Origin of the sequence: Halomonas sp. CSM-2, from assembly GCF_002119345.1 — a bacterium.
GTDB lineage: Bacteria > Pseudomonadota > Gammaproteobacteria > Pseudomonadales > Halomonadaceae > Vreelandella > Vreelandella janggokensis.
The window spans coordinates 153,470-172,728 of the sequence record NZ_NBYR01000004.1 but is presented as its reverse complement, the minus strand read 5'-3'; the positions used below and the strand labels follow the sequence as shown (position 1 = coordinate 172,728).

Below are 19,259 nucleotides of genomic sequence, written 5' to 3'. Positions count from 1 at the left end.
CTTTATCTCTTAGTCGAGAGGAGCCCAGCGAATGGCAGACGCAAATGCTAGTTCAACGCCGCCGACAACCATGGCGGCCATGCTGCTAACCGGGCATGGCGGTATCGAAAAGCTTGAGTACCGTCAGGATGTGGCGACCCCCAAACCCCAGGCAGGCCAGGTCCTGGTGCAGGTCACGGCGACGGCTAAGAACAATACCGATCGTAAGGCCCGCGAGGGACTGTATCCCACCAAGGACAAGGGCGACGTGACCTCGTTTGCCATGGGCGGTGAGCCCACGCTGACGTTCCCACGCATTCAGGGCGCCGATGTGGCGGGCCGTGTCGTGGCGGTGGGCGAGGGCGTTGATGCTTCGCGGATCGGTGAGCGGGGGCTTCTGGATTTCAATCTGTATGCCGATGATCGCCGTGATATCAACCTGACCCCGGATTACTATGGCCACGGGGCCGATGGTGGCTATGCCGAGTACATCGCCGTACCGTCTGACCAGTTTCACCACGTGCCCAACCCGGCGCTGCACGATGCCGAGCTTGCCGCCATGGGGATGTGTTCCTACCAGACGGCCTACCACATGATGACATCCGCCGGGATCGGCGCCGGAGAGCGTGTGCTGGTCACCGGCGCCAGCGGCGGGGTGGGCACGGCGCTGATTCAGCTTTGCCGGGTAGTCGGCGCGATTCCCTACGCCGTCAGTCAACCCGATAAAGCCGATGCACTTCTCGCCCTGGGGGCCGAGGCGGTGATCGACCGCGGCGATTTACCCACCTTTGTCGATCGCGTGCTGGCTACCACCGACGGCCAGCCCATCGACGCGGTGATGGACCTGGTTGGCGGTGAGATGACCAACCTGTTCATCGATACCATGATTGTCGACATGCAGCACCGTAAACGTTACCCGCGGCTTTCCATCGCCGGGGCCAGCGGCGGCAATCTCAGCGAGGTCATGTGGACGCGCATCTACCTCTACCAGGTGCAGATCTTTGGGGTCTCTCACGGCACGCGGGAAGAGGCCGAACAGCTCATTGCCTGGATTCGTAGCGGCGAGTTGAAGCCGGTGTTGCATGCGGCCTTCAAACTGTCCGAACTCCATGACGCCGAGCGCTATTTCGTCAATCGTGGCAGTAACTATCTCGGCAAGATCGTGATTGTCCCGGATAGCCAATGGGAGTCCCATGGCGCTCCGTTTGCCCTTAACGCTTCCTAACTGCAAAGAGTCCGGCGAATGAATACTCAACATACCATCCAGTTAATGGACACCCACGCGGGAGGCGATGTCAGCCGTATTGTAACGGGGGGTATTGATCACCTTCCGGGCAATAGCGTCCGCGAGCAGATGGAGTATCTGCGCGATGATGCCGACGGCCTGCGTCGGCTGTTGCTTGAAGAGCCCTACGGCATTCCCGAGATGTCCGTAGACCTGCTGGTGCCACCCAACGACCCGGAAGCCGTCGCCGGTTATATCATCATGGAAGTCATGGGCTATCCGATCTATTCGGGGTCCAACACCTTGTGCACCGCCACGGCAGTGCTGGAAAGCGGTATCGTACCCAAGCAGGAAGGCATCCAGCGCTTCAAGCTCGAAGCCCCCGCCGGCCTGGTGCAGGTAGAGGCCAAGGTACATGACGGGGTCGTAGAGTCGGTCACCTGTGGCGGTCTACCGAGCTATATCGACACCTACCGTGAGACGATCGACGTGCCCGGCATCGGCCCCGTGACCTACTCGGTTGCCTATAGCGGTGGCTTTTATGCGCTGGTGGATGCGGCTGAATTAGGCTTCAAGTTGACCCTGGAAGAAGAGTCGGCGTTGGCGCTTTGCGCGCATAAAATCGTGGAAGCCATCAAGGCTGAGCGCGGTTTTTCCCACTACACCCTGGGGGATGTCGGACCGCTGCCGTTCCTGCACTTCATGGGGCCTGAAGAACAGGTCGCCGAAGGTTATGTGCGTTCCCGCTCAACGACCTACGTGCATCCCGGCGTTATTTGCCGCAGCACCACCGGTACGGGAACGTCCGCGCGGCTGGCGTTGATGCATTACGAAGGACGACTCAGGCAAGGTGACAAGCTGGAAACCGTGTCACTGCGCGATACAGGCTTTATCGGCACCTTCATCGATACCCACCAGGAAGGCGCTTATCAGGTGGTGGAGAACACCATTACCGGGCGCAGTTACGTGCTGGCGCACTCGGATATCGTGATCAACTGCGATGATCCCCTGGTTAACTGCGGTGAGCTTCACCACATCCTGAGCGATCGCCATCACCCGCCACGCGCTGAATTACCGCCAGAGACAACATAGCCTTCGGCCTCAATACGTTGCCACACCGGGGCCTTGTCGGCCTCGGTCATCTGCCCCCAGCAAGCGATTTCATCCAGACGTCGCCCGCAACCTTCACAAAGTGATTGGGTCGGTTCTATGCGGCAGATCTGACGACAGGGGGAGAGCGGACGGTCAGGGAGGGATGAAGTCACAGGTATCGTAAACCTCTTGGAGATAACAAAACGGCGGCTAATACTGACATGCCAAGGGTAACATGTCTTTGCGTATTAGCTGGGTGTGGTAGCGTGATGACTCCTTTTGTCTGCGATGAGGAAACGCCATGCATTATTTGCTCGACGAAACGCCGCTTGAAGCGGGCACTCTGTATCGGCTGCTATCCGGCTCGGTTTGCCCTCGCCCGATTGCCTGGGTAGCGACCCAGGACCGCCAGGGCAATGCCAATCTTGCCCCTTTTTCGTTCTTCAATGTCGTCAGCGTCGATCCGCCCGTGCTGGGGTTCTCGCCGTTACAGAACGGCCAGGGCCGCAGCAAGGATACCGTGCGTAACCTGGAAGAGAATCCCGAGTGTGTGGTGCATGTCGGTAGCGAAGCATTGGTCGACGCGCTCAATACCACCAGCGCAAGCCTGCCACCCGGCGAGGATGAATTCACCCTGGCAGGACTTGAAAAAGCCGCCATGCCCGGTGTGTCGGTCCCCCGCATTGCCAACGCGCCGGTTGCGTTCGGTTGCCGACTGCGCGACATCATTCGCTTTGGTGACCAGCCCATGTCAGGCAATCTGGTGCTTGCCAACGTGATCTCCCTGCATCTTGACGACGATGTCTGGGACGGTCGACACGTCAGCCTGGAAATACTCAACCCTGTGGGGCGACTGGCAGGTAGTGACTATGTTCGCACCACCGACCGTTTCGCGCTGCAACGCCCCCGCTAAGCTGGCAACGCATGAATCAGACCCTGCTTAACAAACGTTTGTTTACATACTTCACTACAATGTTTACTTAGAAATTAAGGATAATTGTCCTTTAGTCCTATATTCTGCGGCCGATAGAACTGTTGGGGGGTGATCACGCAGTGGTTATGCGTGGTGACCTCTACAGCGCTATAACACTGTTTTAAAAATGTTTTTAGAAATGTTTTTAAAAGTGTTCTTAAAAGTGTTCTTAAAAAAAGTGCTGAGACAGCCGTGCCTGGCAATCAAGCTGTACTCGGCAATAAAGCGGGCAAGCAGATAAAGGAGGGGGCAATGCGACGATTTTGGATAGCGTTACTGGCGAGTGTGGTGTCGATTTCGACAGCCCACGCGGAACTCAAGTTTGCCATTGTAGCACCCGACAGCGGGCCGGCCGCATCGCTTGGGCAGGGCATGAAAAAAGGTATCGACACCTACTTCGCTGAAGTCAACGCGTCCGGAGGCGTCAATGGCGAAACGCTGACGCTTGCCGCCTTTGATGACCGGTATGACCCGCTCAGCGCTGCTCGTCATACCCGCGAAGTCGTCCAGGACGAGGATGTCCTGGCAGCGATCGGTAATGTGGGCACTCCCACCGCTACCGTCACCATACCGATTTACAACGAAGCCGAGACGCTGCTGTTCGGCGCTTTTACCGGCGCGGGAGTGCTACGCAAATCGCCTCCCGACCGTTATGTCATCAACTACCGCGCAAGCTATGTGCAGGAAACCGCCGCCATGGTGGATGGCCTGATAGAGGCAGGCATCGAGCCGCAAGAGATTGCCTTTTTTACCCAAAACGACAGCTTTGGTGACGCGGGCTATAACGGAGCCAAGCAAGCGCTTGAGGCGCAGGGCTTTACCGGCACCGATAACCTGGCCCATGGCCGCTTTTCTCGCGGTACCCGCAATGTCCATCAGGGGCTGGCCACCATTCTGCAAGCTGCTGAAACGCCCAAGGCGGTGATTATCGTGGGTACCTATGGCCCCGCCGCCGACTTTATTCGCGAAGCCCGCCAGGATATGCCCGACGCCGTATTCCTCAATGTGTCCTTCGTCGGCAGCCAGGCGCTGTTGAACGAGCTGGGTGACCAGGCAGACGGCGTGATCGTGACTCAGGTTGTACCGCCACTGGATTCTGATCTGCCGGCGGTCGACGAATATCGCCAGGCGCTTGATGCGTATGCCGATGGCAGTGAACCCGACTTTGTTTCCCTGGAAGGTTATCTGGCGGCAAAACTGTTTGTGGAAGGGGTTAAAGCGGCAGGTGATTCGCCGGATCGAGAAGCCATTGTTGACGGCCTGCTTGGGCTTGGCGAGATCGATATCGGCCTTGAGGAGCCGCTGCATCTGGGGCCTGACGATCACCAGGCCAGTGACAGTGTCTGGCCGACGATTATTACCGATGGCCAATTCGAGTTAGTCGAGTGGTCAACGCTGCTGCGCTAACGCTCATACCCGCCGCTGTTACGTCATTTACCCTGATACGAGCGAAGCTAGTCTAATGAAAAAAACACTCAGTTTACGTGCCATGTTGATAGGCCTGTTTCTGGCCGCCGTTATCGGTGCCGTTGTACTGGCCGTCACCGGCTGGGCAACCAATCAGCGCTTGATCGACTCACAGCGTTACATCACCAATGATGTGATGCCATTGCAGAATGCCAGTCGCGAAATGGTGTCGACGATGGGCGCTTTTGGCCAGCGTCATGCCGATCTGCTGGCGGCTGAAAGCGAAGCTGACATGGCTGACATTACCCCGCGGGAGACGCTTGATGAGCGTTTCAGCCAGGCGCGCAATGACCTGGCTGCCGACGATGCCGAAACCCAGTCAAGCCAGTTGGCCGCTCTCGATGAGCACTACCAGACCCTGCTGGAGAGCGATACTTCACTGCAAAACGTTCGTCAGGAAGAGCTTGCCCTGCAAGCACAGATGGATGAAAAGCTCGCCGAGATGCAGGCGCTGATCGGCGAGGTCATGAACAGTGCCGGCGATATTGCCGGACGGACCGCGCTGGTTCAGGTGCGTGAACAACGTGCGCTTGAAGACCGCCTGAATGCCTGGCGCCAGGACGGAATGACAACATTGCCTACCGGTCTGCTGGATAACCTGTTCAGCAATGAAGCCGATGTCACCCGGCTAAGCAGTGAAGTGCGCATTGCTGTGGCGACGCTCGCCGATTTGGGGCGACGCTTGATGCAGGTCGAAAGTGAAGATGAACTGGTCAATCTGCGCTATAACCAAATTGGTCAGCAAATTGGTTTGGCCCGCCAGTCGTTGGCAGGTATTACCCGTTCGCCAAGTACCGATACCGAGCAGATGGAACTGGTGAACGGGCTGGATGACATTATTGTCGAGCTGGAAAGCTTGATGATCAGTGACGACAGTTCGGTTTATGCCTTACGCCAGCAGCAGTTGGACCGCCAGGCACAGGTCCAGAATGAGCTGAATAACGTCAGCCAGGCAATGGCGCAAATGGGCGACGCCTTGACAGACGTGGAAGCTTACGCGGTAGAGCAGGCCGACACTGCCGCTGCGCAGGCCGAAGCGCTGGCCAATGCAGGCCGTACGCTATTGATCGTTGTGACGCTTGTGGTCATTACGCTGCTGGCAATTTTCGGCTGGCGTACCATGGTACGGGTACTGGGGCCGCTGACGACCATGCGTCGACAGATGGAAAATATCAGTGGTGCTGCCGGTGAAAACGCTGATCTTTCCATGCGCCTGGATCTGCAGCGTAACGACGAAGTCGGGCAAACGGCCCAGGCCTTCAACCGCATGATGGATACCTTTGAAGGGATGGTGGCGCAAATTCGCCAAAGCGCCGAGGCGATTGCCGCGAGCAGCCGACAGATTGCCTCGGGCAACGAAAACCTTTCCCAGCGTACCGATCAACAGGCGGCTTCGCTGGCGGAAACCGCCTCCAGCCTTGAGCAGATCACCGCGACGGTCAAGCAGACCGCCGATTATGCGGACCATGCCAAAGGCGCGAGCACCAGCGTTGACCAGCGCGCCCGTTCTGCTGGCGATGTCGCTCAACGGACCACCGAGGCGATGGGTAACATTCGCGAATCCAGCGAAAAAATCACCAGCATTATCAAGGCGATTGACGATATTGCCTTTCAGACCAACCTGCTGGCGCTGAATGCATCGGTGGAAGCGGCGCGGGCGGGCGAGCAGGGCCGCGGTTTTGCCGTGGTGGCCCAGGAAGTCCGCAAGCTGGCAGGGCGAAGCGCTGAGGAAGCGGCACAAATTCGCCATCTGGTCGACGACAGCGTGGCCAAGGTCAGCGAAGGGGAGCACTTGGTCAACGCGTCCAGTACCCACCTCCAGGAAATCGTCGATAGCCTGGGTGAAGTCACGCGCTACGTGACGGAAATCGCTCAGGCGACCCATGAGCAGTCGTCCGGCATCGAGCAGATCAATCAGGCGATTGCCCAGTTGGATCAGGTGACCCACCAGAATGCCCGCCTGGTGCAGGAGGCTTCAACCGAAAGCCAGACGCTCGACGAGCGAGCCGGCGACATGAACCTGCTGGTAAGCCGATTCCGGGTTGGTGAAGACGCCGGTCAACGGCATTTATCACTGCCGGAGCAAAAGGCCGCGCCTCGCCTCAGCTAACGCGTACGATCTACCCACCGTCATCACAGTATGTGGAGATGGTGGGTAGTGTAGTAATGGCCTACTACCCGTCTTTTACCCACGCTTGCTACGCTCAATACACACGCGACTCCGCGTGGTAACGCTATCTTGAGCAATGCGGTTGTTGATTAATGATTGATAACCTCGTTGCTGATAACAAGGAGACTTGAGATGAGCAGCAAGCGCATTTTAATGATTACCGGCGACTTCACCGAGGATTATGAAACCATGGTGCCGTTCCAGGCGCTAATGGCGGTGGGCCACCAGGTAGATGCGGTATGCCCCGACAAAAAAGCGGGGGATAGCGTGGCGACGGCGATCCATGATTTCGAAGGCGACCAGACCTACACCGAAAAACCCGGCCACCGATTCGCGCTCAACGCGACCTTCGCCGATATCGATCCGGCGGATTACGATGCCTTGGTGGTGCCCGGTGGTCGTGCGCCGGAGTATCTTCGCCTGAACAAGCAAGTGCTCACCATGGTGCAGCACTTTTTCGAGGCCGATAAACCGGTAGCAGCGATCTGCCACGGTGCGCAGCTGCTAGCGGCTGCCAAGGTGCTGGACGGCAGGCAGTGCTCCGCTTATCCGGCTTGTCAGCCCGAGGTAGAGCTTGCCGGGGGGCGCTTCGCCAACCTGGAGGTGACCGATGCAGTAACCGACGGCAATCTGGTGACCGCGCCCGCATGGCCTGCACACCCTGCCTGGCTGGCCCAGTTCATGGCGGTACTGGATCGCTGACATCATCGCCGCCCAACGATCATCCTACGCCCAGGTTATCTGGGCGTAGTCCTGTATGGCGGCTATGCTGGAAACATGAATCACGGTGAAGAGACGGTGTGATGTGCAAACTGTTTATCGATGCAGACCCCACGCTTTGGCAAAGCGCCAGCCACTCACTGCGCATTGACGGCATGGTGACCAGCGTACGTCTGGAGAATTATTTCTGGCAGATACTCGGTGAAATTGCCCGGCGTGACGGTATGAACACGGCGCAAATGATCACGCGGCTGTATCACGAGTCCATAGCCGCCGGGCATGATGCGGGCAACTTCACGTCGTTTTTGCGCGTATGTGCGCTACGCTACCAGGCCTTACAGTTAAGCGGGGATATACCGCAAAATCTGGAGGTGCCGATTGCGTCGCTGGATGCCGAGCAGATGGTTTGTCGCGACACTATTCCACAGGCAAAGCAGGTCCACTGACGCTCTATTCAAATCGCTCACCCAGGCGATCAAGGAAGGTTTCAATGCGTAATGCGTTGGTACCGACATCGCTTGCGCCCAGCCGCGACGCCGAGCGCATATCCACTCGTACGCCGCTTTCCTGCTCGGTCAGGCGAATCACCACGTCATCCTTGAAGCCAAACCAGGGGGTGGTAGCCGTTGCCTCAATGGTATTATCAGTCATCGTTTCAATCTGCCAGCCAGCGGCTTCCACTTCTGCCTGAGCCGCGCCAAGAACGCTCGGCGCTGGTGCCGATACCACGAGAGGCTCCACCTCAGGGTAAGCTTCCTGTTGTTGGCGGGCGGTTTCTTCACCGGGATAATCAACGGCGTTGGGCGCGGCGTCTCTGGCATCGCGCAAGGCATCAAAGGCCGGTGGGTTCTGCGTGTCGGTGGTAATATCATGAATCATCGGTGCCTGCTGAGCACGCTGCCAATGCTGCCACGGCAAATAAAGCAGCGCGACGGTGCCCGAAAAGACGACAATCGCCACGACACCCGCGCCAAAGCGGCGGGTCATCGCGCCGGCGATCAGCAGTAGTAGGCTCAGCGCCCCGGCAGCAGCGGCCACGTACACACCATAGCGCAGCAGGCTGAAGGCATCACCGAGTGCGATGAGCTCCCAACGGTAAGCGGGGCCTGCCAGGCCCATCAGTATGGCGGCCCCGAGCAGAGCAAGCACGCTCAGCCATGCCAATAGGGTAGGCCATTTGCCCCCTTTCGGGTGCTGAGCGCTTGATTGTGTTGCCATGCCTTTCTCCCAGCGTTCAAAGCGTTAATATATTCAGGATATCTTCAGCATAACCAGCTATTGATCGGTATGCCTGTTTTCCCGACCAGAGAGCCTCTGACCACGATGACCCAGCACGATACCTACACCACGATGGCAAAACAGGTGCGCACATTGCTGGCAAACGCACCTCGCGATGCATTGCCCATGACCTATCAGCAGGTGGCGAACGCGCTAGGGCTTACGCCACCCCGTACTATCCAGCGCGTTGCTCAGGCGCTCGAGCAACTCATGGAAGAGGATGTGGCCGCCGGTCAGCCAATGGTCGCGGCATTAGTCGTCAGTCGCCAAGGTGCCGGTCTTCCCGCCGCTGGCTTTTTTGATCAGGCGGTGGCTCTGGGGCGTTTCCCTGCCGACGCCCGCCAACATGAAGCGTTATATATCGCTGAGCGTGACAGGGCGCTTGAATCTCGACATGCTTGAATTTCGAAACGACCCGTTGCAACCACGCTATCCTTTGCGCAGTGGGTCGAGCAGGCCGCTCAGGCCGTTATGGTCGATCTCATGCATTAAATGTAGCAGTTGACCGATTTCGCCGGTTGGAAAACCCTCCCGCGCAAACCAGTTCAGGTAGGGCCCGGGCAAGTCGGCAATAAGCCAGCCTTCATATTTGCCGAAGGGCATTTTACGTGTCACCAGCTTTTCCAAGTCTTCTGGGTTCACCTGTTGATTCCTATAACGCTTGATGGAAGCACCTTTTATCGTTTCAAAACGCTATTATCAACGCGTAATGGATTTTATTTTGGTACGGCGCGCTCTAGGATAAGGCAATTCAGCCTGGCTGGCGCAAGGCGTTAGCCAACCCAAAAGTGGTATGAACACAACTCACCTTTCAGGAGATAACCATGAGCCTTTCCCCGTTTCATCTGGCGATTCCCGTCTACGACCTGAATGCCGCGCGGGCGTTTTATAACGATGTGTTTGGTTTGTCTGAGGGTCGCTCAAGCGATCACTGGGTCGACTTCAACTTCTTTGGTCACCAGTTGGTGATCCATGAACACCCCAAAACGCCAGGCCAGGAAGAGGTCCATACCAATCCGGTCGATGGCCACAATGTGCCGGTGCCGCATTTTGGTGTGGTGCTTGGCTGGGATGAATGGGAAGCCTTGGCAGAACGCCTCAAGGCCCGTGATACCGACTTCGTGATTGAGCCTTATGTGCGTTTCAAGGGCGAAGTGGGCGAGCAGGCCACCATGTTCCTGCTCGACCCGTGTGGCAACGCGCTGGAGTTCAAGGCCTTCAAGGACATGAGCCAGCTATTCGCCAAATAGCCCTTTTTTCGAGATAACACAGTCTCAAGAGCGCATGGCCTGCTCCTGGCGACGATGCTGCAACGGCGCGTCGCCAAAATAACGCTTATAGTCGCGGCTGAATTGCGGCACGCTACGGTAGCCCACCGCCTGTGCCGCCTGACTGACGTTATGGTCGTCCTGAAGCAACAGCTGTTGGGCCTTGATCAACCGGAGTTGCTTGATGTACTGGGTCGGCGATGCGCGAGTAATTTGTTTGAAGTGCTGATGAAACGTCGAGGGACTCATACTCGCCTGCCGGGCCAGCTGATCAACGCTGTAATCATTGGCAAAATCGCGATGCAGCAACGACAGCACTTGAACGATGCGTGCGTAATGTCCGTGGCCGCGCACCAATGCCTTGAGCGCCTGCCCCTGCTCTCCTTTCAGCGCCTCAAATACCACATCGCGTATCCGTGCGGTGCCCATTGTGTTGAGCTCTGAAGGCTCATGAAGGGCATGCACCAGACGTAATACGGCCGCCTGCATGCCTGGTGTCATGGCCACCGATGCCATGGGCAGCGTGGTCTGGCTGTGGCTGGGTGCATCGCCCATGGTGGTGACCATCTCGCTGAGCAGGGCGGGCTCCAATTGAATGGAAACCCCCAGCAAGGGCGCTTCAGGCGAGCCGTAGGTTTCACACTCGAACGGCAATGGCAGGGTTTGTACCAGGTACTGGCCCGGGTCGTAATGAATTTCCCTGTCCCCCAGGTAGCCGATCTTACGGCCCTGGGCGATGATAATCAGACTAGGCTGGTAAAGCAGCGGCGTTCGCGGTTGGTGGCGGTCAAGGCTGAGGAGCGATACCCCGCTTAGCGCGGTAGGCGTCATGCCTTGCTGATAAACCAGTGGGGTAATCAATTCGGCCAGCTCGCTGATGACCGGTGTCTCCTCGCCGCCATCAGGGTCGGTTACGTCGCTCGGCATGTCGGCCTCATGATAAAGTTTTGTTGATAGGATAATTATGACAGTTTTCTAAGGATCTTTTGTTATTTTATAGCAATTATATGGAGGATCATGCAAAAGTTTCGTAGATTCACTCATCGCTAAAAGCGCTCTTGAGGTCGATACTGGGAGCCAGTCCCTAGTTTTCAGGGAATCATCCGAACAAGGAGCTTTATTTGATGAGCGAAGCAAAAGCCTACGCCGCCTTTTCTGCAGAAAAACCGCTAGCCCCGTTTACCTTTGACCGTCGCGAACCCCGCCCAGACGATGTCGCCATTGATATCATGTACTGCGGCGTTTGCCATAGTGACCTGCATTTCGCCAAGAATGACTGGGGAATGACCCAGTACCCGATTGTGCCCGGTCACGAAATCGTCGGCCGCGTTACATCTGTTGGCGACAAGGTAAGCCGCTTCAAAGAAGGCGATATTGTCGGTGTTGGTTGTATGGTGGATTCCTGCCGTACCTGCTCGGCCTGCCAGGATGGCGTGGAACAGTATTGCCTGAACGGGTTTACCATGACTTACGGTAGCGAGGACCGTCAGGATGGCACCATGACCCAGGGCGGTTACTCCAACAAGATCGTGGTCAGCGATCACTTTGTGATGAAAATGCCCGATGGCATTGACCTGGCGTCTGCGGCGCCGATCTTATGCGCCGGTATCACTACCTATTCGCCGCTCAAGCATCACGGTGTGGGTGAAGGCCACAAGGTGGGCGTCATCGGCATGGGCGGCCTGGGTCATATGGGCGTCAAACTGGCCAAAGCGCTGGGCGCTGAAGTCACCGTGTTTACCCGCTCGGACGCCAAGGTAGAAGAAGCCAAGCGCAACGGTGCGGATCATGTTGTGGTATCCAGCGACCAGGCACAGATGGACGCCGTGGCAGAGACCTTCGATTTCATGCTCGACACCGTGCCTGTCCAGCACGACATCAACCCATATCTGGCGTCTCTCAAGTACGACGGCACACACATCATTGTAGGTCTGTTGGAGCCCATTGAGCCGGCCATTGAAGGTTTCAATCTGGTCTTCAAACGCCGCGTGGTCGCCGGGTCGCTGATTGGCGGCATTGCGGAAACCGAGGAAGTGCTGCAGCTGTGTGCCGACCAGGGGATTACCTGCGATGTTGAAATGCTGGATATCAACAACATCAATGAAGGTTTTGAGCGCATGGAAAAAGGCGATGTTCGCTACCGTTTTGTCATCGACATGGCAACCATCTAACGCCTTGCCGTTAGTCCAACGCTAGCTTACGTGACTGCCCGGTGATGAGCTTTCTGCCCATCACCGGGCTTTTTTGTGAGACTAACGTCTAAATTTCCCTAATGTGACTTCATTTTCGGCGTTGCCTGCCGATAAGCCTTGATACCTATTCTTAAAAACCCCAAGGGATCAACAGGATGAAGCACCTCTCGATTAAATGGAGCCTGACCGCCGCGCTGGTTATCTTACTGCTGATGATTGGGCTGATTGGCGGGCTGGGCTTCTATTCGAACACCACCAGCGAAAATGCGTTGAACGAGCTGGCCATCAACAACGGAGAGTTGGCCAACGCCGCCAACCGCACCCAGGTCAACGCATTGCGCGCCCAGATTTTTCTCGATCGCTATGCCAGCTTCAGCATGCAAGGGAACCCGGAAAAAGGCCAGGAGAGCCAGGCGATGGCCCAGGCCGCCATTGAGGCCGCCGACGAGCGTTTCGAGCAGTTCCGACAGGTTGAGCTTGCCGAGGATGATCCTCGCAATGAGTACGTTGACGAGATGGTATCGACCTACGATGCGTTCGTGACCGAGGGCATTAAACCTCTGCTGGAGGCAGCACCGTTCCAAGTCCAGCGCAGCCAGGAAGAGTTAAGCGAGCTGGGTATCGCCTTTGACGATGCCATGCAGGCGTTTACCCATTATGCCAATCAGCGCAGCGACGAAATGCTGGTCGAGGTTTCTTCGCTGAACCGTATCGTCGGCATTATCGCCATTGTCCTGTTGGTCGCGGCCGTACTGGCGACGCTGATCATGCGCATGGTGATTGTTCGCGGACTGGTCACGCCGCTGCGAGAGGCGGTGGAGCACTTCGAGCGTATCGCCAGCGGCGACTTGACTGCCGACATCGAGGACCGGGGACGTAACGAGGTAGGCCAGCTTTATAAAGGGTTGGCCTATATGCAGACCAAGCTTAAATCGCTGGTGGTCTCGCTGCGCGAAAGCAGCGATAGCGTATTCAGCGGTACTGGGGATATTTCCGCAGGCAGCCAGGACCTTTCCGCACGTACGGAACAGCAGGCTTCCGCACTTCAGCAAACCGCCTCCAGCATGGAGCAAATGGCCACCGCGGTGAGCCGCAATACCGAAACCGCCCAAGAGGCAGATCAGCTGTCGGTGTCGGCTTCGCAGTCAGCGGAAAGTGGCGGCAAGGAAGTGGCCCATACGGTGCAACTGATGCGTGATATTGCCACCAGTGCCGAGCGCGTTAACGACATCATTGGCGTGATCGACTCAATTGCCTTTCAAACCAATATTCTGGCATTGAACGCTTCGGTAGAAGCGGCGCGGGCTGGCGAACAGGGGCGCGGGTTTGCCGTGGTTGCCAGCGAAGTGCGCCAGTTGGCAAGCCGTAGTGCCGAATCGGCTAAAGAGATCCGCCAACTGATCGAGGCCACCACCGGCCAGATTCATCAGGGTGCGCAACAGGCTGAAAGAAGCGGTGAAACGATCAATGACACCGTGGACTCCATCCGCCAAGTCACCACCCTGGTAAGCGAAATCTCCACCGCCACGCGGGAACAGAACAACGGCATCGAACAGATAAACGCCGCCTTGACTGAAATGGACTCGGTGACCCAGCAAAACGCCGCGCTGGTGCAGCAAACCAATGTGGCCGCTGCCTCGCTGGAAGGTCAGGCAAAACAGCTTGCCGCCCTGATGGCCACCTTCCGCCTGGAAGAGGGCGATGCCGCGCTGTCCAGCGCTGATACTCGCAAGCCGGATGTCTCGCAGCCGAACGCTACATTGGCGGCGCCGGGATCAGAACCCCCACGCAGCAAGCAGCCAGCGACGGCGCAACAGGATAACGATGATTGGGACGAGTTCTAGCAAGGTGTAAGGTCTGGCCCCTCCTCAAGCGAGGCGGGGACGGGCGGGTCAGACTCGAGCAGATACCCTTAAACGGACATAGTCGGCGGTCCAGTTGCCCTGTGCATCGCGCAGGCTGTGGCCCAATAGAAGTTGGGTGTTGTCGATCACTGATTCACGTAAATCATCTTCCAAACCATGAAAGAACGGATTGGCGAAGGTGTTCAGCCAGCCGGTCATGCCGGCGGGAAGTCGCGTTGGGCGAGGGATAAGCTCAATCGACTCGACCTTGAAGCCGACGGTTTCCAGCAGGTGGCGATAATCTTCCGCCGTTGGGAAATACCAGGGGTGGCGGCCACGCGCGCTGATACCGCGGAACTGCAGGGCGCCAATCAACGCAGTGCAAATGGCGGCGACGTTGCCATGCCCGCCAAACTCGGCGACAAAACGCCCGCCCGGTTTCAGGGCGCGTTTGATACTGGCCAGTACCGCTTGAGGGTCGAGCATCCAGTGCAGCGCTGCGTTGCTGAAAACCGCGTCGAACTCCTGATCGAACGGCATCTGGTAGGCGTCCATGACCCGCGCGTTCAGCCCGCGCTCCTGGGCGGCACTGACCATGTCTTGCGAGGCATCGATTCCCACCACCTCAGCCCCGCTCTTGGCGATGCGCTCGGTTAGTACGCCATCGCCGCAACCCAGGTCCAAAATCCGTTCACCCTGCTTGGGGGCAAGCAATGCAAGCACTTCGTTGCCCATGTCGGGGACAAAGTTGGCATGCTGGGCATATCCTTCAGGGTTCCAGGATTGCCGAGTCGACTGGCGTGATGTATCGGTCATAAATGCATCCAAGCGTGGTGTTCCGTTAAAACCATTGACTAAGTATAGCGTGACATCGGGGTTGGTGCGTTGTGCGCAAGGCGTTTTACTGCAACCCAAGCGTTGGTTTTTGTATCTGAAGGGACCTGAGTAGGTAAGGTCGCTCCGGAAGCATTTGGCTATCCAATTCTCAGGGTTACCGCTAGGCTAGTAGCCTGTTGTTTTGTTGGAATTTTGGATTGTTGGCAGAGGACGCAAGGTTATGAACCAGGAAGTACATCACGCAGAAGATGATTTTGAAGGTGGCCTGGATGCTGAGGCGGCCGGTGAGCAAGAGACCGACGACACCATCGAGCGTTCAAAGCGAAACACTGAGAATGCCGAGCAGCAAGAGGCCAAAGAACTTCCTTCTCAGGCTGCCGCCGTTCACCAGCGGTTGCGCATGGATGGCCAAAAGGAGCTGGCGCGCGGCTCGATGGCACTGCTGCTGTCGGCGGTGGCCGCGGGCATCTCGATGAGCTTTTCCATGGTGGCACGGGGGGTCATGCACGCCAAACTGCCGGATAGTGATGTGGGGTTTCTGATCGAGTGCCTGGGTTACACCATCGGCTTTATTGCCGTGATCCTGGCCCGCCAGCAGCTGTTTACGGAAAATACCGTGACGGCGGTATTGCCCATTATGAGCAACCCGACACGGAAAAATTTTGCTTTCCTGGGGCGTCTCTGGAGTGTGGTGCTCGTCGGTAACTTATTGGGCGCGGCACTTTCTGCTGCCACGTTTCTGTATATGCCAATGTTTGACGCGGCCACTCATGAGTCGTTTACCGCGATTGGCGAGCACATGATGGAAAACTCGCCCTACGAGATGTTTGCCAAGGCCATTCTCGCCGGCTGGATGATTGCCACGCTGGTGTGGCTGATTCCCGCGGCCGGGCAAGCCAAGGTGTGGGTCATCATCATTATTACTTACGTCATGGCGATTGGCGAGTTCACCCACATCGTGGTGGGTGCGAGCGAAGGGTTTTACCTGTTGCTGATCGGTAATATCAGTTGGAGCGAGCTGGTGTTCCAGTTTGGCCTGCCCACGCTGGCGGGTAACGTGATCGGGGGTACCTTTATTTTTGCGTTGATCAGCCACGCACAAATTCGCGGCGACAAGGATCTTTCCGTGAAGGCCAAGCCGGACGACGCCAACGGTGGATCACGCGATTAGCGTTGACAGCCTGCCCGCGGGGATCAACTTCGCCGGTATGCCCAAACGCTAGTTGGGGGGCAGCAGGCATGCTCAGGTGAATTGGCTATACTCGGTTGTGAAGACCCCGCATAACAACAACGTGGCTCAGGAGGATCCAATGACCCTACAGCGTGCCTACTGCCTGCTGGCAGCCTTTTATAGCCTGTTATTGGTAATCGGCATTATTGCCATATTGATGGGTGGCGGTACGCTGCTCGCGGCGGTGTATCTGGTCGTCGGTTTTTTTGCCGTGCTGGGGCTTTGGGGAATAAGCCTTCAGCGCAGCGTGATGAACCCGCGTATGTGGCGACCGCTGGCGGTTGCACTGGCCGTGGGTGCGGTCGTGCAATTTGTGGTGATGCTGCAAATGTCGGTGTCAGGTGTCACCCTGACATGGGTATTGACCAGCAGCATCTTTGCCATTCTGCTGGCGATTATGCTCTATCACTACGGTAACCGCGACCAGCCGCTGTGGGCCACGGAAGACGAGAGAAGTGATGCAAACCGATTACGGGTCATGCTCCAGCAGCAAACAGCGCTCACTGCGGTTCACCGCGAAGGCGAGCGCGAAAACCATGCCAACGTGTTCAAGGTAGGTAACGAGTACGAGGCCAATATCACCCGCCACTCGCCGGAAGGTCAGGAAGCTTTCAGCGAACGCTTCCGCCATCCCGAGTCGTTGGTGTTCTTCCTGGAAAAATTTGCCAGTATATCGATCAACGATTTTCAAAGACCCACCGCTAACTGATTGCCTCGCGATCTTCCTCGAGCACTTCATCGATCCAGGCCAGCCAGGTCTGGGTCAAGCGTTTGCCCAGGCGCAACGTGTGCCACGGGGCGCGCTCGTGCGGGTGAAGTGAGTCGGGAGAGGAAAACCACGCCGACTCAATAGCCTGGTAGCTATCCATCCGTTCCTCCAAGGTGTTGCGCAGCGAAGCCAGTTCCGCATGGCGGGCGTCGGCTGGCCAGCGTTCCCAGACAAAGAATTTGGCAAACAACGGCGACCTCACGGGTTGGGGCCCCAGTGGGCTGGCCAGCCACGATTCCAGAAATGCAATTCCTTCCGAGGTAATGTGGTAAACCTTGCGATCCGGCTTGTCGTATTGGGCCACGGTCTGACAGCTCAACAGTTGCTCTCGATGCATTTTGTCCAGCTCACGGTAAATCTGCTGGTGGCTGGCCTGCCAGACATGAGCGAGTCCTGTCCTGAAACGCTGTAGAACGTCGTACCCAGTACCCGGTTCGCGTTGTAGTGTGATAAGCAGTACGGCTCGTAATGACATGGATGGCCTCGTTGCATTTATGCATATTGTTGCATACTGAGCGCGTCGCTACTATGCTTCTTGATATGCAACAAGTTGCATTTAATGTCAGGGCGTTCAGGATCAGAGGCGCGAGAGGAATGTGGTGTTAACGTTACATCTGTGGGCATCGTTTACAGGACTTGGTGTAGGCGTAATCGTATTGCTAAGGCATAAAGGCGACTGGCTGCACAAAACCTTGGGCATAGCGTGGGTATCTGCAATGGTGGCATCGGCGCTCAGCTCCTTTTGGCTGGGGGGTGGGGTGTTTCCCATGATCGGTCATTGGGGCCCTATCCACCTGTTATCGTTGTGGATGCTGGTAGCCATATCGCTAGCGCTTCTGGCGATCCTGCAGGGCCGTGTCCGAGATCACAAACGATGGATGCTTGGCGCTTATGTCGGCTTGTTAGGCGCCTTCATCGGCACATTGATGCCTGGGCGGTGGGTCTCGGCTCAGTTGGGCATCTGGTGACAAGGAGTAGTGAATGTTTCTAGGATTGAGTGCCTTTCCGCTCACCCCCATGAACGAGCACAGGCCCGACGAACACGCGTTTCGCTAGAAAAAACACCCGGCCGTGGCCGGGTGTGATAGTGCGTGAAACGGTGGTTACTCGACGAGTTCGAGCAGGCGGTCAGGATAGTTGGTGAACAGGCCGTTGACGCCCATGTCCATCAGGCGCTCCATTTCCTCGGTTTCGTTGATGGTATAGACGTGCACCGGCAGGCCGTTTTCCTGGGCTTGCTGGACAAAGTCGGCGTCAATGACCTCCTGGCCGTCATAGAGGTAGTTCGTGCCGATGCCCACGGCGTAGTCGGCAACTGCCTGGAAGTCTTCATCGGTAATCTCGGCGGGGCCCGGCGTTACGCCTGTCCACTCCACCAGTGTCGAATCGTCTTCTTCGCTGGGGTAGTACCACACCAGCTGGATCAGCGGTACGTCGTCGTTAAGTTCCTGCACTTTCAACAGGCTGTCCTGCTCGAAGGACTGAACCAGGACGCGACCGTTCTCGATCATGTCGTATTCTTCCAGCTTTTCCACCAGCGCTTCTTCCAGGCCCGGGTTCAGCTGGGGCGACTTTGTTTCGATGTAGTAGCGGGCATCGTGACCAAAGTGCTCGAACAGCTCATCCAGGGTGAGCATCTGCGCCCCTGCAAAGTCATCGCTGGCGCTATCGGGGTTTTCCTCGTTGAACCAGGTGCCGGTATCCAGCGCCTTCAGCTCTTCCAGGGTGTAGTCGTTGATCGCGCCTTCGCCATCGCTGGTGCGGTCGATGGCGTCATCATGAAACACCACCACTTCACCGTCGGACGAAAGCTGGGCATCCAACTCCAGGTAATCAACCCCCCACTCATGGGCCAGTTCGTAGGCCGCCATGGTGCTCTCCGGCGCATGGCCGCTGGCGCCCCGGTGGGCGATGACTTGAAACGATTGCAGATCTTTTAGCTGCTGCTCCAGCGGTGATGTGTCTGCTATCGCCTGGGTGGCGGCAGCACCAGCGAAAAGACCCATCGATACGGCGGTCACTAGCGGAAGACGTTGCATAATTGTTTCCCTTTATTGAATGTTCGTTTAATAACACTACCCGCTTTCGAGGATTATGCCAAATGAGCGACGTATCGATATTGATGCGTCTTAACAATAGAAAAGTCGCTGATCTCACTGAATTACCCAGAAGCTGCTAGTCTGTGAGACATGCAAATTATCCCATCTTCCGAGC

General features: G+C 57.1%; 21 protein-coding genes. 14 read left to right on the top strand and 7 right to left on the bottom strand.

The window, feature by feature from the left end:
• Positions 1–31 precede the first annotated feature (31 nt).
• Positions 32–1,204 (top strand): alcohol dehydrogenase catalytic domain-containing protein, encoded by a 1,173-nt coding sequence (locus tag B7L15_RS04690; protein ID WP_233337366.1) that lies wholly within the window; start codon positions 32–34, stop codon positions 1,202–1,204.
• An 18-nt stretch (positions 1,205–1,222) separates the two neighbouring features.
• Complete coding sequence (locus B7L15_RS04685) at positions 1,223–2,296, top strand: proline racemase family protein (protein ID WP_085917842.1); 1,074 nt, start codon at positions 1,223–1,225, stop codon at positions 2,294–2,296.
• On the opposite strand, the gene B7L15_RS04680 is transcribed toward B7L15_RS04685, so the two are convergent.
• The gene (locus B7L15_RS04680) at positions 2,257–2,469 is read right to left on the bottom strand and encodes a DUF1289 domain-containing protein (RefSeq protein WP_085917841.1); all 213 of its coding nucleotides are present in this window, start codon (positions 2,467–2,469) and stop codon (positions 2,257–2,259) included. The genes B7L15_RS04685 and B7L15_RS04680 overlap by 40 nt on opposite strands.
• A gap of 128 nt (positions 2,470–2,597) precedes the next feature.
• Between B7L15_RS04680 and B7L15_RS04675 the strand changes: the two genes are divergently transcribed.
• From B7L15_RS04675 to B7L15_RS04655, 5 genes are all read left to right on the top strand, one after another.
• The gene (locus B7L15_RS04675) at positions 2,598–3,209 is read left to right on the top strand and encodes a flavin reductase family protein (RefSeq protein ID WP_085917840.1); all 612 of its coding nucleotides are present in this window, start codon (positions 2,598–2,600) and stop codon (positions 3,207–3,209) included.
• A 312-nt stretch (positions 3,210–3,521) separates the two neighbouring features.
• Positions 3,522–4,676 (top strand): ABC transporter substrate-binding protein, encoded by a 1,155-nt coding sequence (locus B7L15_RS04670; RefSeq protein ID WP_085917839.1) that lies wholly within the window; start codon positions 3,522–3,524, stop codon positions 4,674–4,676.
• 55 nt (positions 4,677–4,731) lie between these two features.
• Positions 4,732–6,846 carry a methyl-accepting chemotaxis protein gene (locus B7L15_RS04665; protein ID WP_085917838.1) on the top strand — a complete coding sequence of 705 codons (2,115 nt, stop codon included), beginning with the start codon at positions 4,732–4,734 and terminating at the stop codon, positions 6,844–6,846.
• A gap of 192 nt (positions 6,847–7,038) precedes the next feature.
• A complete protein-coding gene (locus tag B7L15_RS04660) occupies positions 7,039–7,608 on the top strand; it encodes a DJ-1/PfpI family protein (protein ID WP_085917837.1) in 570 nt (189 codons plus the stop codon).
• Between the two features lie 101 nt (positions 7,609–7,709).
• Entirely contained in the window at positions 7,710–8,072 is a 363-nt protein-coding gene (locus B7L15_RS04655) for a ribbon-helix-helix domain-containing protein (RefSeq protein ID WP_085917836.1), read from the top strand.
• Between the two features lie 4 nt (positions 8,073–8,076).
• Here the strand turns inward: B7L15_RS04655 and B7L15_RS04650 are convergent, their stop codons facing one another.
• On the bottom strand, positions 8,077–8,844 hold the full coding sequence (locus B7L15_RS04650; RefSeq protein ID WP_085917835.1) for a DUF1499 domain-containing protein: 768 nt from the start codon (positions 8,842–8,844) through the stop codon (positions 8,077–8,079).
• A 105-nt stretch (positions 8,845–8,949) separates the two neighbouring features.
• On the opposite strand from B7L15_RS04650, the gene B7L15_RS04645 reads away from it, so the two are divergent.
• Positions 8,950–9,306 carry a hypothetical protein gene (locus tag B7L15_RS04645; protein ID WP_233337367.1) on the top strand — a complete coding sequence of 119 codons (357 nt, stop codon included), beginning with the start codon at positions 8,950–8,952 and terminating at the stop codon, positions 9,304–9,306.
• Between the two features lie 27 nt (positions 9,307–9,333).
• On the opposite strand, the gene B7L15_RS04640 is transcribed toward B7L15_RS04645, so the two are convergent.
• A complete protein-coding gene (locus tag B7L15_RS04640; RefSeq protein ID WP_085917834.1) occupies positions 9,334–9,546 on the bottom strand; it encodes a DUF3820 family protein in 213 nt (70 codons plus the stop codon).
• 182 nt (positions 9,547–9,728) lie between these two features.
• Between B7L15_RS04640 and B7L15_RS04635 the strand changes: the two genes are divergently transcribed.
• The gene (locus B7L15_RS04635; RefSeq protein ID WP_066321605.1) at positions 9,729–10,154 is read left to right on the top strand and encodes a VOC family protein; all 426 of its coding nucleotides are present in this window, start codon (positions 9,729–9,731) and stop codon (positions 10,152–10,154) included.
• A 24-nt stretch (positions 10,155–10,178) separates the two neighbouring features.
• On the opposite strand, the gene B7L15_RS04630 is transcribed toward B7L15_RS04635, so the two are convergent.
• Positions 10,179–11,099 carry an AraC family transcriptional regulator gene (locus B7L15_RS04630; protein ID WP_085917833.1) on the bottom strand — a complete coding sequence of 307 codons (921 nt, stop codon included), beginning with the start codon at positions 11,097–11,099 and terminating at the stop codon, positions 10,179–10,181.
• A gap of 197 nt (positions 11,100–11,296) precedes the next feature.
• Between B7L15_RS04630 and B7L15_RS04625 the strand changes: the two genes are divergently transcribed.
• Together B7L15_RS04625 and B7L15_RS04620 are read left to right on the top strand one after the other, a co-directional pair.
• On the top strand, positions 11,297–12,343 hold the full coding sequence (locus B7L15_RS04625) for an NAD(P)-dependent alcohol dehydrogenase (protein ID WP_085917832.1): 1,047 nt from the start codon (positions 11,297–11,299) through the stop codon (positions 12,341–12,343).
• A gap of 176 nt (positions 12,344–12,519) precedes the next feature.
• The gene (locus tag B7L15_RS04620; RefSeq protein ID WP_085917831.1) at positions 12,520–14,208 is read left to right on the top strand and encodes a methyl-accepting chemotaxis protein; all 1,689 of its coding nucleotides are present in this window, start codon (positions 12,520–12,522) and stop codon (positions 14,206–14,208) included.
• Between the two features lie 48 nt (positions 14,209–14,256).
• Here B7L15_RS04620 and B7L15_RS04615 read toward each other — a convergent pair whose 3' ends face one another.
• Positions 14,257–15,024, bottom strand: coding sequence for a class I SAM-dependent methyltransferase (locus tag B7L15_RS04615; protein WP_085917830.1), 768 nt, complete (start codon positions 15,022–15,024; stop codon positions 14,257–14,259).
• A 241-nt stretch (positions 15,025–15,265) separates the two neighbouring features.
• Here B7L15_RS04615 and B7L15_RS04610 point away from each other — a divergent pair, with 241 nt between their 5' ends.
• Complete coding sequence (locus B7L15_RS04610) at positions 15,266–16,216, top strand: formate/nitrite transporter family protein (protein WP_085917829.1); 951 nt, start codon at positions 15,266–15,268, stop codon at positions 16,214–16,216.
• A 139-nt stretch (positions 16,217–16,355) separates the two neighbouring features.
• Positions 16,356–16,985 carry a hypothetical protein gene (locus B7L15_RS04605; RefSeq protein WP_085917828.1) on the top strand — a complete coding sequence of 210 codons (630 nt, stop codon included), beginning with the start codon at positions 16,356–16,358 and terminating at the stop codon, positions 16,983–16,985.
• Here B7L15_RS04605 and B7L15_RS04600 read toward each other — a convergent pair.
• Positions 16,978–17,520, bottom strand: a complete 543-nt coding sequence (locus tag B7L15_RS04600) for a PadR family transcriptional regulator (protein ID WP_085917827.1) — start codon at positions 17,518–17,520, stop codon at positions 16,978–16,980. The two genes, B7L15_RS04605 and B7L15_RS04600, sit on opposite strands and share 8 nt — an antisense overlap.
• A 121-nt stretch (positions 17,521–17,641) precedes the next feature.
• Here B7L15_RS04600 and B7L15_RS04595 point away from each other — a divergent pair, with 121 nt between their 5' ends.
• Positions 17,642–18,013 carry a DUF2306 domain-containing protein gene (locus B7L15_RS04595; RefSeq protein ID WP_309781987.1) on the top strand — a complete coding sequence of 124 codons (372 nt, stop codon included), beginning with the start codon at positions 17,642–17,644 and terminating at the stop codon, positions 18,011–18,013.
• 135 nt (positions 18,014–18,148) lie between these two features.
• Here B7L15_RS04595 and B7L15_RS04590 read toward each other — a convergent pair whose 3' ends face one another.
• The gene (locus B7L15_RS04590; protein ID WP_085917825.1) at positions 18,149–19,084 is read right to left on the bottom strand and encodes a glycerophosphodiester phosphodiesterase; all 936 of its coding nucleotides are present in this window, start codon (positions 19,082–19,084) and stop codon (positions 18,149–18,151) included.
• Between the last annotated feature and the right edge of the window lie 175 nt (positions 19,085–19,259).

Bases quoted from the DNA above. Each gene is read 5' to 3' on its own strand.
- B7L15_RS04665 (WP_085917838.1), top strand. From the start codon at position 4,732: ATGAAAAAAACACTCAGTTTACGTGCCATGTTGATAGGCCTGTTTCTG.
- B7L15_RS04685 (WP_085917842.1), top strand. From the start codon at position 1,223: ATGAATACTCAACATACCATCCAGTTAATGGACACCCACGCGGGAGGC.
- B7L15_RS04590 (WP_085917825.1), bottom strand. From the start codon at position 19,084: ATGCAACGTCTTCCGCTAGTGACCGCCGTATCGATGGGTCTTTTCGCT.
- B7L15_RS04645 (WP_233337367.1), top strand. From the start codon at position 8,950: ATGACCCAGCACGATACCTACACCACGATGGCAAAACAGGTGCGCACA.
- B7L15_RS04675 (WP_085917840.1), top strand. From the start codon at position 2,598: ATGCATTATTTGCTCGACGAAACGCCGCTTGAAGCGGGCACTCTGTAT.
- B7L15_RS04605 (WP_085917828.1), top strand. From the start codon at position 16,356: ATGACCCTACAGCGTGCCTACTGCCTGCTGGCAGCCTTTTATAGCCTG.
- B7L15_RS04610 (WP_085917829.1), top strand. From the start codon at position 15,266: ATGAACCAGGAAGTACATCACGCAGAAGATGATTTTGAAGGTGGCCTG.
- B7L15_RS04690 (WP_233337366.1), top strand. From the start codon at position 32: ATGGCAGACGCAAATGCTAGTTCAACGCCGCCGACAACCATGGCGGCC.
- B7L15_RS04670 (WP_085917839.1), top strand. From the start codon at position 3,522: ATGCGACGATTTTGGATAGCGTTACTGGCGAGTGTGGTGTCGATTTCG.
- B7L15_RS04600 (WP_085917827.1), bottom strand. From the start codon at position 17,520: ATGTCATTACGAGCCGTACTGCTTATCACACTACAACGCGAACCGGGT.
- B7L15_RS04615 (WP_085917830.1), bottom strand. From the start codon at position 15,024: ATGACCGATACATCACGCCAGTCGACTCGGCAATCCTGGAACCCTGAA.
- B7L15_RS04625 (WP_085917832.1), top strand. From the start codon at position 11,297: ATGAGCGAAGCAAAAGCCTACGCCGCCTTTTCTGCAGAAAAACCGCTA.
- B7L15_RS04655 (WP_085917836.1), top strand. From the start codon at position 7,710: ATGTGCAAACTGTTTATCGATGCAGACCCCACGCTTTGGCAAAGCGCC.
- B7L15_RS04620 (WP_085917831.1), top strand. From the start codon at position 12,520: ATGAAGCACCTCTCGATTAAATGGAGCCTGACCGCCGCGCTGGTTATC.
- B7L15_RS04660 (WP_085917837.1), top strand. From the start codon at position 7,039: ATGAGCAGCAAGCGCATTTTAATGATTACCGGCGACTTCACCGAGGAT.
- B7L15_RS04635 (WP_066321605.1), top strand. From the start codon at position 9,729: ATGAGCCTTTCCCCGTTTCATCTGGCGATTCCCGTCTACGACCTGAAT.
- B7L15_RS04630 (WP_085917833.1), bottom strand. From the start codon at position 11,099: ATGCCGAGCGACGTAACCGACCCTGATGGCGGCGAGGAGACACCGGTC.
- B7L15_RS04650 (WP_085917835.1), bottom strand. From the start codon at position 8,844: ATGGCAACACAATCAAGCGCTCAGCACCCGAAAGGGGGCAAATGGCCT.